The sequence below is a fragment of the Streptomyces sp. NPDC051183 genome (assembly GCF_040682455.1).
Lineage (GTDB): Bacteria > Actinomycetota > Actinomycetes > Streptomycetales > Streptomycetaceae > Streptomyces.
The window spans coordinates 204065-219162 of the sequence record NZ_JBFBBA010000001.1 but is presented as its reverse complement, the minus strand read 5'-3'; the positions used below and the strand labels follow the sequence as shown (position 1 = coordinate 219162).

The following is a 15098-nucleotide window of genomic DNA, read 5'->3' as shown; positions in this document are numbered from 1 at the left end:
GGGAGGACGGCAATGGGTGGGACGGAACACCTGACCGTGGAACGCCACGGCGCCACGCTGGTGCTGACCATGAACAGGCCCGAGGCGAAGAACGCGCTCTCGCTGCCGCTGCTGGTGGGTCTGTACGACGGATGGCTGGAGGCGGACGCCGACGACGCGATCCGCTCGGTGATCCTGACCGGCGCGGGCGGGGACTTCTGCGCCGGAATGGACCTGAAGGCGCTGGCCGGCAAGGGCATGGCGGGCGACCAGTACCGGGACCGGCTCAAGGCCGACCCCGACCTGCACTGGAAGGCCATGCTCCGCCACCACCGGCCGCGCAAGCCGGTGATCGCGGCGGTCGAGGGCTACTGCGTGGCCGGCGGGACGGAGATCCTCCAGGGCACGGACATCCGGGTGGCGGGGGAGGGAGCCACCTTCGGGCTGTTCGAGGTCAAGCGGGGCCTGTTCCCCATCGGCGGCTCCACGGTGCGCCTCCCGCGGCAGATCCCGCGCACGCACGCGCTGGAGATGCTGCTGACCGGGCGCCCGTACTCGGCCGAGGAGGCGGCGCGGATCGGCCTCGTGGGGCGGGTGGTGCCCAAGGGCACCGCCCTGGAGGCCGCGCTGGAGATCGCCGAGCAGATCAACGCGTGCGGGCCGCTGGCCGTGGAGGCCGTCAAGGCCTCGGTGTACGAGGCCGCGGAGCTGACGGAGACCGAGGGGCTGGCGGCGGAACTGCTGCGGGGCTGGCCGGTCTTCGACACGGCCGACGCCAAGGAAGGCGCGCGCGCCTTCGCGGAGAAGCGGCCCCCGCTGTACCGCCGGGAGTAGCCGCCGCCGTCGCTCCGCCGGTGCTCCGCCGTGAGCCCCACCGCCCCGAACGCCGGCGGGGCCGAACCTCGGGGCTCCGCCCCGGACCCAGCGCCTCGAACGCCGGCGGGGCTGGATTTTCGGCTGATCCCGCCTTCCGGGCCAGCGCCTCGAACCTCGGCGGGGCTGGATTTCGGCTGAGCCCGCCTTCCGCGCCTCGCACACCCGCCCGTTCCCGGAACCGAATGCATCGGAGAGCCACCATGACAGCCGCCTCCCCACCGGAGCTGCTCCGCGCGCCCCTCGTCGTGGAGTTTCCCTTCACCCGGTCGCTCGGACCGGTCCAGTCCGCCTTCCTCACCGGCCTGCGCGAAGGCGTCGTACTCGGCGTGAGGACCAGCGACGGCAAGGTGATGGTGCCTCCCGTCGAGTACGACCCCGTCACCGCCGAGGAGATCCGAGAGCTCGTCGAGGTCGCAGCCGCCGGCACCGTCACCACCTGGGCCTGGAACGACACCCCGCGCCCCAACCAGCCCCTCGCCGGGCCCTTCGCCTGGGTCCTCGTCCGCCTCGACGGCGCCGACACCGCGATCCTGCACGCCCTCGACGCCCCCGGCCCCGACGCCGTGCGCACCGGCATGCGCGTACGGATCCGCTGGGCCGCCGACCGCACCGGCGCGATCACCGACATCGCCTGCTTCGAGCCGCACGAGGAACCGGCCGCCGCCGGGCCGGCCCCGCACGACGGCGCCTTCGCCGACCCCGTCACCGGCATCGTCGCCGAGGCCCGCCTCGACTACACGTACAGCCCCGGCCGCGCCCAGACCGCGTACATCAACGCCCTCTCCGAGCAGAAGACCGTCGGCGAGCGCTGCCCCACCTGCCGCAAGGTGTACGTCCCCCCGCGCGGCGCGTGCCCCACCTGCGGGGTCGCCACCACCGACCAGGTCGAGGTCGGCCCGGCCGGCACCGTCACCACCTTCTGCATCGTCAACATCAAGGCCCGCAACCTCGACATCGAGGTGCCGTACGTCTACGCCCACATCGCCCTCGACGGCGCCGGCCTCGCCCTCCACGGCCGGATCGGCGGCATCCCGTACGACCAGGTCCGCATGGGCCTGCGCGTCGAGCCCGTGTGGAGCGAAGGCGGCCGCTACCCCGACCACTACCGCCCCACCGGCGAACCGGACGCGGACTACGACGCGTACAAGGAGCTCATCTGATGCCCAGGACGAGCAGGCACGCACGCGAGGTGGCCGTCGTCGCGTTCGCGCAGAGCGACCACCTGCGCCGCACCGACGAGCTCAGCGAAGTCGAGATGGTCATGCCGGTCCTGCACCAGGTGCTGGCGCAGACCGGCCTGAAGGCCACGGAGATCGGCTTCACCTGCTCCGGCTCCAGCGACTACCTGGCCGGCCGGGCCTTCTCCTTCACCATGACCCTCGACGGGGTCGGCGCCTGGCCGCCCATCTCCGAGTCCCACGTCGAGATGGACGGCGCCTGGGCCCTCTACGAGGCCTGGGTCAAGATCCAGACCGGCGAGGCCGACACCGCGCTCGTCTACTCCTACGGGAAGTCCTCCCCGGGCTCCGTACGGGACGTCCTGACCCGGCAGCTCGACCCCTACTACGTGGCTCCGCTGTGGCCCGACTCGGTCGCCCTGGCCGCCCTCCAGGCGCAGGCGCTCATCGACGCGGGGGAGACCGACGAGCCCGCCCTGGCCGCCATCGGCGCGCGCAGCCGGGCCGCCGCCGCGGCCAACGCGCACGCCCAGCTCAGCGGGGAGGTCCCGCAGGGCGGCTACCAGGTCCGGCCGCTGCGCACCGGCGACTGCCCGCCCGTCGGCGACGGCGTGGCCGCCGTGATCCTCGCCGCCGGTGACGTGGCGCGGCGGCTGTGCGAGCGGCCCGCCTGGATCACCGGGATCGACCACCGCATCGAGGCGCACAGCCTGGGCCTGCGCGACCTCACCGACTCCCCGTCCACCCGGCTCGCCGCCGAGCAGGCCGGGGTGTTCGAAGAGACCGGGCGGCCCATCGACACGGCCGAACTGCACGCGCCGTTCTCCTCCCAGGAGGTCGTGCTCCGCAAGGCCCTCGGGCTCGGAGACGGCGTGAGCGTCAACCCCTCCGGCGGGGCCCTCGCCGCCAATCCGGTCATGGCCGCCGGCCTGATCCGGATCGGCGAGGCGGCCGCCCGGATCCACCGCGGCGAGTCCGACCGGGCCGTCGCGCACGCCACCTCCGGCCCCTGCCTCCAGCAGAACCTGGTCGCCGTCCTGGAAGGGGACCCCGCATGAGCACGTCGGGCAAGGAGCCGGTCGCGATCGTCGGGATCGGCCAGACCAAGCACGTCGCCGCCCGCCACGACGTCTCCATCGCCGGACTGGTCCGCGAGGCCGCGGCGCGCGCCCTCGCGGACGCCGAGCTGACCTGGGCGGACATCGACGCGGTCGTCATCGGGAAGGCCCCCGACTTCTTCGAGGGCGTGATGATGCCGGAGCTGTACCTGGCGGACGCGCTCGGGGCGGTCGGCAAGCCCATGCTCCGCGTCCACACGGCCGGTTCGGTGGGCGGCTCCACCGCGCTGGTCGCCTCCAACCTGGTCGCGGCGCGCGTCCACCGCACGGTCCTCACCCTCGCCTTCGAGAAGCAGTCCGAGTCCAACGCCATGTGGGGCCTGTCCCTGCCCGTCCCCTTCCAGCAGCCGCTGCTGGCGGGCGCGGGCGGCTTCTTCGCCCCGCACGTGCGCGCGTACATGCGGCGCACCGGCGCGCCCGACGCGGTCGGCTCGCTCGTGGCCTACAAGGACCGCCGCAACGCGCTGAAGAACCCGTACGCGCACCTGCACGAGCACGACATCACCTTGGAGAAGGTCCAGGCCTCGCCGATGCTGTGGGACCCGATCAGGTACTCCGAGACCTGTCCGTCCTCCGACGGCGCGTGCGCGATGATCCTCACCGACCGGGCGGGCGCGGCCCGTTCGCCGCGGCCGCCGGCCTGGGTGCACGGCGGGGCGATGCGCAGCGAGCCGACGCTGTTCGCGGGCAAGGACTTCGTGTCCCCGCAGGCCGGAAAGGACTGCGCGGCCGACGTCTACCGGCAGGCGGGCATCACCGATCCGCGCCGGGAGATCGACGCGGTCGAGATGTACGTCCCGTTCTCCTGGTACGAGCCGATGTGGCTGGAGAACCTCGGCTTCGCGGCGGAGGGCGAGGGCTGGAAGCTCACCGAGGCCGGGGTCACCGAACTCGACGGGGACCTCCCCGTGAACCCCTCGGGAGGCGTCCTGTCCACCAACCCGATCGGCGCCTCCGGCATGATCCGCTTCGCGGAGGCGGCGCTCCAGGTCCGGGGCCAGGCGGGCGAGCACCAGGTCCCGGACGCCCGCCGGGCGATGGGACACGCGTACGGCGGAGGCGCGCAGTTCTTCGCCATGTGGCTCGTGGGCGCCCAGGAGCCGACCACCTGAGGGCGGGCGGGCCCGTGCGCAAGGGTGCCGGATCGACCACAAGTGACTCACCGTGGCCTGTGCGGCACCCCCCGCGATGGTTAATCTTGCCCGGGGACGACGTACCGGGAGGAGCACGCACGTGGCCGAGAGCACGACTTCGCAGGCCCTGGCCGGCTGGGGCAAGCCGGACCTCGATCTCAGCGGGGCGGACTGGCAGTCCAGCAGCCGGGGCGGGGGCGACGTACAGATCGCCTTCGTCGAGGGGTTCATCGCGATGCGCAACAGCGAACGCCCCGAAAGCCCTTCGCTGATCTTCGCGCCGGACGAGTGGCGCAAGTTCGTCCTGAGCGCGCGGGGCGGGGAGTTCGACCTGACGTAGCCGTACGCGCGGCGCCACCGGGGCACGGAGCCGCCGCCCCGGTGGGCCGACCGCGCAATCCCCTTGTCCCGGGCCGGGCGCCCGGGCAGGATGGGCCCATGACGATCATCCGCCGAAAGGGCGATGCCGCGTAGACGGCCCGGCGCGCTGCGCGCCGAACGAGGAACGTACGAGGACCGGCGGCCACCCGCCTGGGCGTGGGGCCAGCCGCTCGTGGACCGGCTGTCGCCCGCCGCCGCCGCGGAGGTCTACTGGGCCCTGGCCGGCCGGGCCGACGAGGTCGCCGAACTGCTGACGAGGTACCGGGCCTTCCTGCGCCGTCCCGGCGTCCGACTGCTCCTGGTCCCCTCCCCGTGTCCGGGGTGCCCGGGCTGCTGTCGCGAGGACGTCGCGGTCGTACGGGACGAACTGGCCGAACTCCACCGCGCCTTGCCGCCCGCCGCCCGGACCGAGCTGGGCCGCGTACTGCAGGGCCTGGACACGGAATTCCTCCGACGCACCGTCGAGGACCCGGATCCGCCCGCCGACCGCTGGACCGACTGGCTCGGCCGCCCGCTCTCCTGGTGGCACCGCCGGATCTACGAGGACGACTGTGTGGGGTGTCCGAGCCGGGCGCCACCGGGGGCGCGGAAACGGTCAAATCGGGACGATGGGTAGAGTGGCCGCATGAGTGGAGAGAGCGACCTGCGGAAACTGCTGAGCGGCATGCGCCCCGAACTGAACGACGGGCTGTACGTGTTCTGCACCGTCCCCGGCACCGCCGTGCCCGCCGGACTCGACGGGATCACCTCCGTCGCGACCGTCCTGGAACCCGAGGGGCTCACCCTCGTCCTGCGCCAGGAGGACGCCGACGCCGCCGGGCTCGCGTACGAGTACACCGCCGGCTGGATCACCCTGCGGATCCACTCCGCCCTGGACGCCGTCGGCCTCACCGCCGCCTTCGCCACCGAACTCGGCGCACACGGGCTGAGCTGCAACGTCATCGCCGGCTACCACCACGACCACCTGTTCGTCGCCGCCGACCGGGCCGCGGAGGCCGTGGCCGTCCTGGAAGCCCTCGCGGCCCGCTCCGGGCAGGGCTGACCCGGCGCCCGCGCGGCTCCCCGTACCGGCGCCGCGCCACCCGCGAAAAGAAGATCGGATTCTTTCCCCACAGCGGGCTCCGGGGCACGGTGCGCGGGCGTACGCTGATCCCCCGAACAGGTCTGGGGGGTACCAGCCATGACGGAACGCCGGACCCGCATACGGCGCACGATGTTCGAACGCGAGACGGAACTCGCCACCGTCGACGAGGCCCTGGAGCAGCTCACCGGACCCGGGCCCGACGCCGACGGAGCCCTGCTGGCCTTCTCCGGGCCGGCCGGACTCGGCAAGACCACCCTCCTCGCCGAAGTCCGCCGCCGCTCCCACGCCAAGGCCTGCACCGTCCTCGCCGCCCGAGGCGGCGAACAGGAGCAGAGCCAGCCCTTCCACGTCGCCCGCCAGCTCATCCAGCCACAACTGGCCGGCACCTCCGAAGAGGAACTGCGCGCCGCACTCGGCAGCTGGTACGCCATCGTCGGCCCCGCCCTCGGCCTGTGCGCACCCGAGCAGGGCGCCCCGCCCGACCCCCAGGGCCTGCGCGACGGACTCGACTGGGTCCTCACCCACCTCATCGTGCAGCGCGCCCCCGTCACCCTCGTCCTCGACGACGCCCACTGGGCCGACCCCGAATCTCTCGGCTGGCTCGCCGCCTTCGCCCCGCGCGCCGAACACCTGCCGCTGCTCCTCGTCGTCGCGTACCGCCCCGACGAACTGCCCGCGCACGCCGAGGCCTTCCGTACGCTGCCCGGCCGCGCGGGACACCGGCCGCTGACCCTGGCCCCGCTCACCGAGGACGCCGTCTCCACCCTGGTCCGCGAAGCCGTCGGCGAACACGCCGACGACGCCTTCTGCCGTGAGGCCTGGGCCGTCACCACCGGCAACCCCTTCGAGGCCGTCGAGCTCACCGCGAAGGTACGGGACAAGGGGCTGGAGCCCGTGGAAGCCAGCGCCCCGCTGCTGCGCGACCTCGTCGCCGCCCAGCGCGGCAGCGGGCTCGTCGCCCGCCTGCACAGCCTCGGCCCCTCCACCGTCCGCTTCGCCTGGGCCTGCGCCGTCCTCGGCACCGCCATCCCGCAGGACCTCGCCGCCCGCGTCGCCGGACTCGGCGCCGAGGAAGCCGTCGACGCCACCGCACGGCTGCGCGACGCCCGCATCCTGTCCGGGGCCGGGGCCGCCTCTGGACCGGCGGCCGGGTCCGGGTCCGGTGAACGCGACGACAACGCCACCGGGCTGGAGTTCGTCCACCCCCTCATTGCCACCGCCATCTACCGGGCCATCCCCGACGCCCTGCGCGTCGCCCTGCACGGCAAGGCCGCCGCGGCCGTCGTCGACGCCGGACTCGGCCCCTCCGCGGCCGCCCGGCACCTATTGGAGACCCACCCCGAAAGCGACCCGTGGGTGGTGCGCACCCTGCGCGAGGCCGCCGGGGAGAACCTCCGCGCCGGCGCCCCCGAAGCCGCCCGCCGCCAGCTCGCCCGCGCCCTGCGCGAACCCCCGGACTTCGACGAACGCGCGGCCGTGCTGTACGAGCTCGGCTGCGCCTCGCTGCTCACCGAGCCCGCCAACACCGTGAACCACCTGCGGGCCGCGCTCGCCGAACCCTCCGACGACCCCGCCCTGCGCCAGGGCATCGTGATCCGCCTCGCGCAAGTGCTCGCGCACAGCGACCGCCTCGCCGACGCCTCCGAAGCCCTCGCCCGGGAGATCCCCCACACCCAGGACGTACGCGCCCGGCTGCGGCTCCAGTCCGAGCAGTTCATGTGGGACGCCTTCAACGCCGCCGAGCCCGACTCCCCGGCCCGCTCGCGGCGCCTGGCCCGGCTCGCCGACCGGCTCACCGGGCGCGATCTCACCGAGCGGTACGTCATCGGGCTCCGCGCCTGGGACGCCTGCCTGCGCGGGGAGCCGGTGGACGTGGTCCTGCACCACGCGAGCCGGGCGCTCAGCACCGGCTTCAGCTGGGCGTACGAGGACCGGGGCTTCGAAGTCCCGGTGCTCGCAGCGATGGTGCACATGTACGCCGACCGGCCGGGCCGCGCCGAGGAGCTGTTCGAGGCGGGCACCGCCGAGTTCGAGCGCCAGGGCTGGCACGGGGCGCACCTGTCCTTCGCGTACAGCCTGCGCGCGTACATCCGCTACCGGCGCGGGCGGCTGGCGGAGGCCGAGGAGCTGGCGCGGGCCGGGCTGCGGCTGGCCGAGCGCGTCGGCCGGCGCACGCCCGTGCACTGGTACGCCATCGCGATCCTGGTCACCACCCTGCTGGCGCGGGGCCGGGTGGACGAGGCGTGGGAACTGGCGCGGGAGCACGAGTACGGGGAACCCTTCCCGGCCGCGGTCGTCTTCCCCGACTCCCAGACGGTGTACGCCGAACTGCTCCTGGCGCGCGGCCAGGTGAAGGCCGCGGTCGCCGAACTTGAGGCGGTGGAGCGGCGGTTGACGCCCCGCGGGATCCAGAACCCGTCCTGGTGCCCGTGGCAGCTGCACCTGGCGCGGGCGGTGGCGTCCGAGGACCCGGCGCGGGCCCGGGCCCTGGCCGCCGACGCGGTCCGGCGGGCCCGGGCCTTCGGCGCCCCGTCGGGCATCGGCCAGGCGCTGCGGGTCGCGGCGGAGGTCGCGCCGCCGCAGGAGCGGGTTGCGCTCCTGACGGAGGCGGTGTCCCTGCTGGCCGCGTCACCCGCGGGGTACGAGCTGGCGGTCGCCCTGAACGCGCTGGGCACGGAACTGGGCGACCAGGACCTGCTGACCTGGGCGATGGTGGCGGCCCGCGAATGCGGGGCGGACGCTCTGGCGGCCTCCCTGCTCACGCGCGTCAACTCGATCGTGTGCGGGCTCACCTGGCAGGACGGCCTCACGGAAGAGGAGGTCCTGCTGGCACGGCGGACGGTCGACGGCGATCCGACGGTGCCCGCCGAGGACCTCTCCTGGATCTACCGCAAACTCGGCACAGACCGGCCCGGGCTGCGCGACGCGCTGGAGGCGTTCGCCCGTAGCTCAAGGTGATACAGCGGGCCGCGCCGGGGGCAGGCATGACCGGCATGGACCACATCGCGCGGCTCGCCCGCTTCCGGACGGAGACGGCGGCGTTCGAGAAGGCCGTCCAGCGGGCCGTGGACCAAGCCGCCGGGGGGCCGGCGCCGCTGGTCCCGCCCTGCCCGGGGTGGACGGTCTCCGACCTCGTCGCGCACCTGGGCGGCGTACACCGGTACCTGTCACACATCCTGCGGGGGCGGCTGACCGAGGCACCCGACGCCACGGACCCCGCCCTCTACGGGCTCCCCGCCGACCCCGCGGAACGGGCCGCCTGGCCGATGCCGGACCGCGCGCCGAACCACGGGCCGGTGCCGCAGACGCTGACCGACTGGTTCGCGGAGGGCGCCCGGGACCTGGCAGGGCTGCTGGGCGAGCTCGGCCCGGACACGCCGGTGTGGACCTGGTCGGCGGAACAGACCTCCGGCTTCTGGATGCGGATGCAGCTGATCGAACTGGCGGTGCACCGCTGGGACGCCGAGTCGGTGACCGGCGGCCCGCAACCCCTCGACCCGGCGCTCGCCTCCGACGCGGTGCCGCAGACCTTCGAGGTCATGGCACCGGCGCGGCGGGCCTGGACCTCGGCCCCGCCCGGCTCGGGGGAGCGCTACCGTTTCCGCCGTACGGACGGCCCCGGGAGCTGGACCGTGGAGTTCACCCCGGACGCGGTGCTCCTGGACCCGGACCCGGCCTCCCCGGTGCCCGTCGAGCTCTCGGGCACCGCCTCGGACCTGCTGCTCTTCCTCTGGCACCGGATCCCGCCGGCAGCCCTCACCGTCCGGGGCGACGCATCGCTCCTGCCCCGCTGGTTCACCCTGGTGCCGCCCGTCTAGCCGGGCAGCACACGAGCGGCGGTGAGGGGTCCGGGGCCGGGAACGGTGGGGGGACACGTACCATGGCGGCATGTCCTTCCTCCGCCGCCACCGCGCCGCCACACCCGCCGGCCCGGACTTCGACGTCCTGGCCATGGACCCGGGGGACTGGCCGGGCAATCTCGGGGCCGGGCTGCTGCCCGCGCCCGACGGCAGCTGCCAGGGTGTCTTCCTCCGCTACGACCTGTTCGGCGGACGCGGCCCCGCGATGATCATCGGCAACCTCCCCGAGGGCTCCCCGGCCCGAGACCTCTCCGAGGGCCAGGTGCCCTTCGAGGTGGCCCAGCTCCTCGACGCCCTCGAGAACGACGAGGACGTCGAGGTCACCGGTGCCGAGGACTGCCCCGTCATGCAGGGCGACAACCTCCTCATCGTCCGGAAGATCAAGCTGTCGGAGTCCCGGATCTCCTGCGTCCAGTTCGACCGCAGCGACAACGTGCTGGTCACCATCGCCAGCTGGGACCGCCCGATCACCGATGATCTGTACGCGCTGCTGAAGCCGCTGCCCGCCGAGCTCTTCCAGCAGGGCTGAGCCTCACTCCCCAGACGTCACGCGTCCGCGATGTCGTTCGCCGCCACGTAGCCGAACGTCATCGCGGGGCCGATCGTGGATCCGGCCCCCGCGTAGCTGTGGCCCATCACCGCCGCGCTCGCGTTGCCCGCCGCCCACAGGCCGCGGATCACCGAGCCGTCGGCCCGCAGCGCCCGCGCCCGCGCGTCCGTCACGATGCCGCCCTTGGTGCCCAGGTCACCCGGCACGATCTTGAACGCGTAGAACGGCGGCGCCCAGATCGGTGCCAGGCACGAGTTCGGCGTCACCCCCGGGTCCGTGTAGTAGTGGTCGTACGCGGTGTCGCCCCGGTGGAAGTCGGAGTCGGTGCCCTTCCACGCCTGCGCGTTGAAGCGGCCCAGTGTCGCGCGCAGGGCGCCGGCCGGCACCCCGATCTGGCCCGCCAGCGCGTCCCACGTCCAGGCCTTCTTCGCCGCACCCGCCTCGTACCACGAGTCCGGGAAGACGATCGTCGGCAGGATGTCCTTGAACAGGTACTTGTTGCGGTAGTTCTGATCCACGATCAGCCACGCCGGGATGTGCGAGCCGGTCGCGCCCCGGTCCTTCTCGTACATCACGTGCACCACGTCGCTGTACGGGGCGGCCTCGTTGACGAACCGCGCGCCCGCCCCGTTGACGATCAGACCGCCCGGCAGGGTCCGCTCGGCCAGGCAGAAGTACGGCTCGCCGGGCAGCGGGATCGACGGGCCCCACCACGCGTCGTCCATCAACGCCAGGGCCGCCCCCGCCCGTTGCCCCGCCCGGATGCCGTCGCCCGTGTTCTCCTTGGCGCCCACCGACCACTGGGTGCCGATCGGCTGCTGCTGGTACTGGGCGCGCATCTCCGCGTTGTGCTCGAAGCCGCCCGAGCCGACGACGACACCCTTGCGGGCCCGTACGACGCCCCGTACGCCCTCCTTCTCCACCACGACGCCCGTGACCGCGCCGCCCTCCTGGACCAGGTCCACGAGCGGGCTGTTCAGCCACACCGGAACCCCGGCCTGCATCAGCCCGGCGCGCAGCCCGGTCGCCAGGGCCTGGCCCATCGTCAGCGGCTTCTGCCCGCACAGCGCGGCCTTCGTGCCGCGCGCCAGGCACTCGGTGGACACCGCGAGCCCCTTGGCGTTGACGGCCGCGAGGTTGAGCCACTTGTAGTCCTGGCTGAACACCACCATTCCGGCGGGCACCGGCATGTACGCCGGGTTCAGACGGGCGAGTTCGTCGCCGAGGATGTGGCCGTCGATCTGGTCGGGCTCGATGGACCGGCCACCGGGCAGCCCGCCCGGCAGGTTCGGGTAGTAGTCGCTGTAACCGTCCATGAACCGGAAGCGCAGCGGGCTGTTGGCCATCACGAAGTCCAGCATCCGCGGCCCGTTGGCGAGGAAGGCCGCCTGCCGGTCCGCCGGTACGCCGGGACCCACGACGGCCGAGAGGTACGTCGCCGCCTTCGCGGGGGTGTCGGGCACCCCCGCGGCCAGGATCACGGAGTTGTTCGGCAGCCAGATCCCGGCGCCCGAGCGGGCGGCCGACCCGCCGAAGGTGGGGGCCTTCTCGACCACCAGCACACTGAGGCCCCGCTTGGCGGCGGTGAGCGCGGCGGTCATCCCGGCCGCCCCGGAGCCCACCACGACGACGTCGTACTCGCCGAGGGGCGCGGCCGCACCGGCGGCCCGCGCCACGGCGGTCGGCAGCACGGTCGCGGCCAGCACACCGGCCCCCGCCCCGGCGAGGACCGTCCGGCGGGAAGGCAGGACGCCGCGGCCGTCGTCGTCGCCGCGGTCGACGCGGTCGGGCAGCGGAGCGGATCTGGCGGTGGAGGCGGGGCTCGCGGTCATGGGCAGGCTCCAGCGGAGTGGGAGGAAGGGGATGGCGCCGACGTTCTGATGCCGAGTCAGAAAAGGTGTTCGGGGGATCATGTGAAGTCAAGGCATACGCACCGGTTGGGAAAGCGCCCGTCCGCGGCCCCCGACGCAAGAAATCCCGTGGTCCACGCACCGAGTGCGGGAACCACGGGATTCGCCTGCCGGAGTCAGCGCGTGCCCACCGCCGCGCGGACCGCCCTGCGAGCCATGCCCACGTCGTCGTGCAGGCGGCGCAGCAGCAGCCGCTGCTCCTCGCCGGAGGACAGTGCGCCCGCCGGCAGCGGCTGGGTCGGGGCGGTCGCCAGCATCGAGCGCTGCACCGCCGTCTCGGACATCCGGATCTCCCGGGTCAGCACCAGCATCAGGTTGACCAGGAAGGCGTCCCGCGCGGCCGGCCCGTCCGCCTGGGCCAGGCGGCTGATGTGCGCACGGGCGGCCGGGGCGTCGCCCAGGACCGTCCACAGGGTGGCGAGGTCGTAGCCCGGCAGGTACCACCCGGCGTGCTCCCAGTCGAGCAGCACCGGACCCGCCGGGGACAGCAGCAGGTTCGACAGCAGCGCGTCACCGTGGTTGAACTGCCACGGGGTACCGGACAGTTTCACGCCGTGCAGCAGCTTCTGCAGGTCGCCGAGATCCCGGTCGGTCAGCAGTCCAAGCTCGTAGTCGCGGGCGATCCGCCGCCCGTAGTTCAGCGGATGCCCGAACAGCTCCTCGGCCGGCTGCCAGCCGTTCACCTGGCGCACCGCGCCCAGTGCCGCCCGCAGATCGGCCCGCGGCGGGGCCTCCACCGGGTGCCTCTGCAGTGCCGCGACCCGGCCCGCCATCCGCTCGACCACCAGCGTGCAGTTCTCGGGATCGGCGGCGATGAGCCGCGGCACCCGGACCGGCGGGCGGTGACGGACGAACGCCCGGTACGTCGCTATTTCGTGCCGGTACCGCTCGCGCCACTCGGGCGAGTGGTCCAGTAAAACCTTCGCCACGGCGGTCATCCGGCCGGTCGTCCCCACCAGCAGGACCGAGCGGCCGCTGCGCCGCAGGACCTGGACGGGCGCGAACTCCGGGCAGATCCGCTGCACCGAGGCGAGCGCGGTGCGCAACTGCGCGCCCTGCGGCCCCGACAGGTCGATTCTTCCGCTGGGCGTCTGCGATCCGGCACCCTGCATCCGCCGCGCCCGTACGGCGCCCGGCGCCGCCGCCGCGGAGCGGCCGGGTTCGAGGTAGGGGCCGCCGCCCGCCTGGAGCGTGCGGTGCGGCCGGACCGGGGCGGACACGGAGGTCGTTGCTGCGTACATGGCGTTACGGATCCCTTCGTGCGCCGACGAGTTGCGTACGCCGCCCCGCCGGATCCCGTGCTTCACCCTGGGGAGTTCCGCACGGTGACCGGGTCGGGGAGGCGCATTCCTACCTGACACCCGGCCGTGGGTGGCGGACCATCGAGCGGACCCTGGCGAACCCTGGCGAATAGTCGCTCGGCATCTGACGGGGGGCTACTGTCAACTCAGCCGAGAACCTGGGGGCTTGACGTGAGCAAAGGACCAAACACCCGTCTGAACGACTTGTTCGGCCTGGCCGGCTGGTCGAAGGGCGAACTGGCGAGGATGGTCAACCGGCAGGCGGCCGCCATGGGCCACCACCAGCTGGCCACCGACACCTCGCGGGTGCGGCGCTGGATCGACATGGGGGAGACCCCGCGCGAACCGGTGCCCACGGTACTGGCAGCACTGTTCACCGAGCGGCTCGGTCGTGTCGTGACCATCGAGGACCTCGGGTTCGTACGGCAGCGGCGCACCTCGAAACGGCAGTCGGACGGGGCGAAGGAGAACCCCGACGGAATGCCCTGGGCGCCCGAACGCACAGCCGCGGTCCTCACCGAATTCACGGGAATGGACCTCATGCTCAACCGTCGCGGTCTGATGGGCGCGGGTGCCGCGCTCACCGCCGGCTCAGCCCTCAGCAACGCCATGTACGACTGGCTCCACACCGACCCCACCCCCACCTCCGCCGTGGAACCCCAACGCTTCGGCGACTCCTTCCAGGCCGAGCCCGCGGGCTACGACCGCTACGAGGCGGCGCCGATCGGCTCCCAGGAGATCGAGGCCCTGGAGCACTCCGTGGAGGTCTTCCGCGCCTGGGACGCCTCCAGAGGGGGCGGGCTCCAGCGCAAGGCCGTGGTCGGGCAGCTCAACGAGGTGGGCGGCATGCTCGCGTACCACCACCCCGACCACCTCCAGCGGCGCCTGTGGGGGGTGGCGGCCAACCTGGCGGTACTGGCCGGCTGGATGTCCCACGACGTCGGCCTGGAGCCGACGGCGCAGAAGTACTTCGTCATCGCCGCGCACGCCGCCCGAGAGGGCGGCGACCGGCCGCGCGCCGGGGAGGCACTGTCCCGGGCCGCCCGTCAGATGGTCCACCTGGGCAAGCCGCACGAGGCCCTGGACCTGATGAAGCTGGCGAAGTCCGGCTCCGGCGAACAGACCCTGCCCCGCACCCGGGCCATGCTGCACACCATCGAGGCTTGGGCGCAGGCCGCGCTGGGCAAGGGCCAGGCCATGCGCCGCACGCTGGGCGAGGCCGAGGACCTGTTCGTCTCCGACAAGGGAGACGTGCCGCCGCCGTCCTGGATGCAGAACTTCGACGAGGCCGACCTGCACGGAATGCAGGCGCTGGCCTTCCGCACCCTCGCCGACCACGACCCCTCGGCCGCGCCGATCGCCCAGCGGCACGCCAAGGAGGCCCTGCGGCTGCGCGCCCAGGGACACCAGCGCTCGCAGATCTTCGACTACATCTCCATGGCCTCGGCCTGCTTCATCGCCGACGATCCGGAACAGGCCGACCGCTACGCCCGTCTCGCGCTGGTGTCGATGAACGAGACCTCCTCGCACCGCACATGGGACCGGCTGCGCGAGATGTACCGGCTCACCGGCCAGTACGCGGGCTACGCGCGCATCGAAGCGCTGCGCGAAGAGATCAAAGTGGCCCTGCCGACCAGCCCGGCGGCCCCGCGCCCCGTCTAGGAGCCCGACGGGTCCGACCCCCGAACCGGCCATGCGCACCCGCACGGAGACGAACAAGGCCGCGCC

At 73.5% G+C, this 15098-nt stretch carries 13 protein-coding genes; 11 read left to right on the top strand and 2 right to left on the bottom strand.

All coding sequences use genetic code 11. From position 1 onward, the window contains the following. Positions 1 to 12 precede the first annotated feature (12 nt). From AB0M99_RS01040 to AB0M99_RS00995, 10 genes are all read left to right on the top strand, one after another. Positions 13 to 813, top strand: a complete 801-nt coding sequence (locus tag AB0M99_RS01040; protein ID WP_365916157.1) for a crotonase/enoyl-CoA hydratase family protein — start codon at positions 13 to 15, stop codon at positions 811 to 813. 242 nt (positions 814 to 1055) lie between these two features. Then, entirely contained in the window at positions 1056 to 2015 is a 960-nt protein-coding gene (locus tag AB0M99_RS01035) for an OB-fold domain-containing protein (protein ID WP_365916155.1), read from the top strand. After that, complete coding sequence (locus tag AB0M99_RS01030; RefSeq protein WP_365916153.1) at positions 2015 to 3091, top strand: thiolase domain-containing protein; 1077 nt, start codon at positions 2015 to 2017, stop codon at positions 3089 to 3091. The genes AB0M99_RS01035 and AB0M99_RS01030 overlap by 1 nt, the downstream gene beginning before the upstream one ends. Then, positions 3088 to 4263: a thiolase domain-containing protein gene (locus tag AB0M99_RS01025; RefSeq protein WP_365916151.1), complete on the top strand. Its 1176-nt coding sequence runs from the start codon at positions 3088 to 3090 to the stop codon at positions 4261 to 4263. The genes AB0M99_RS01030 and AB0M99_RS01025 overlap by 4 nt, the downstream gene beginning before the upstream one ends. A gap of 121 nt (positions 4264 to 4384) precedes the next feature. Beyond that, positions 4385 to 4624: a DUF397 domain-containing protein gene (locus AB0M99_RS01020; protein WP_365916149.1), complete on the top strand. Its 240-nt coding sequence runs from the start codon at positions 4385 to 4387 to the stop codon at positions 4622 to 4624. A 123-nt stretch (positions 4625 to 4747) separates the two neighbouring features. Then, complete coding sequence (locus tag AB0M99_RS01015; RefSeq protein ID WP_365916147.1) at positions 4748 to 5281, top strand: hypothetical protein; 534 nt, start codon at positions 4748 to 4750, stop codon at positions 5279 to 5281. 9 nt (positions 5282 to 5290) lie between these two features. Continuing rightward, positions 5291 to 5707: an ACT domain-containing protein gene (locus AB0M99_RS01010; RefSeq protein WP_365916145.1), complete on the top strand. Its 417-nt coding sequence runs from the start codon at positions 5291 to 5293 to the stop codon at positions 5705 to 5707. Between the two features lie 138 nt (positions 5708 to 5845). Continuing rightward, a complete protein-coding gene (locus AB0M99_RS01005; protein ID WP_365916143.1) occupies positions 5846 to 8707 on the top strand; it encodes an AAA family ATPase in 2862 nt (953 codons plus the stop codon). A 26-nt stretch (positions 8708 to 8733) separates the two neighbouring features. After that, positions 8734 to 9567: a maleylpyruvate isomerase family mycothiol-dependent enzyme gene (locus tag AB0M99_RS01000; protein WP_365916141.1), complete on the top strand. Its 834-nt coding sequence runs from the start codon at positions 8734 to 8736 to the stop codon at positions 9565 to 9567. 70 nt (positions 9568 to 9637) lie between these two features. Continuing rightward, entirely contained in the window at positions 9638 to 10138 is a 501-nt protein-coding gene (locus AB0M99_RS00995; RefSeq protein ID WP_150520950.1) for a hypothetical protein, read from the top strand. A 17-nt stretch (positions 10139 to 10155) separates the two neighbouring features. On the opposite strand, the gene kstD is transcribed toward AB0M99_RS00995, so the two are convergent. Both kstD and AB0M99_RS00985 read right to left on the bottom strand, forming a co-directional pair. Continuing rightward, positions 10156 to 11991, bottom strand: a complete 1836-nt coding sequence (kstD, locus tag AB0M99_RS00990) for a 3-oxosteroid 1-dehydrogenase (protein WP_365916138.1) — start codon at positions 11989 to 11991, stop codon at positions 10156 to 10158. Positions 11992 to 12185: 194 nt separating this feature from the next. Continuing rightward, positions 12186 to 13310 (bottom strand): aminoglycoside phosphotransferase family protein, encoded by a 1125-nt coding sequence (locus tag AB0M99_RS00985; RefSeq protein ID WP_365916136.1) that lies wholly within the window; start codon positions 13308 to 13310, stop codon positions 12186 to 12188. 231 nt (positions 13311 to 13541) lie between these two features. On the opposite strand from AB0M99_RS00985, the gene AB0M99_RS00980 reads away from it, so the two are divergent. Further along, the gene (locus AB0M99_RS00980; RefSeq protein WP_365916134.1) at positions 13542 to 15032 is read left to right on the top strand and encodes a hypothetical protein; all 1491 of its coding nucleotides are present in this window, start codon (positions 13542 to 13544) and stop codon (positions 15030 to 15032) included. Positions 15033 to 15098 lie beyond the last annotated feature (66 nt).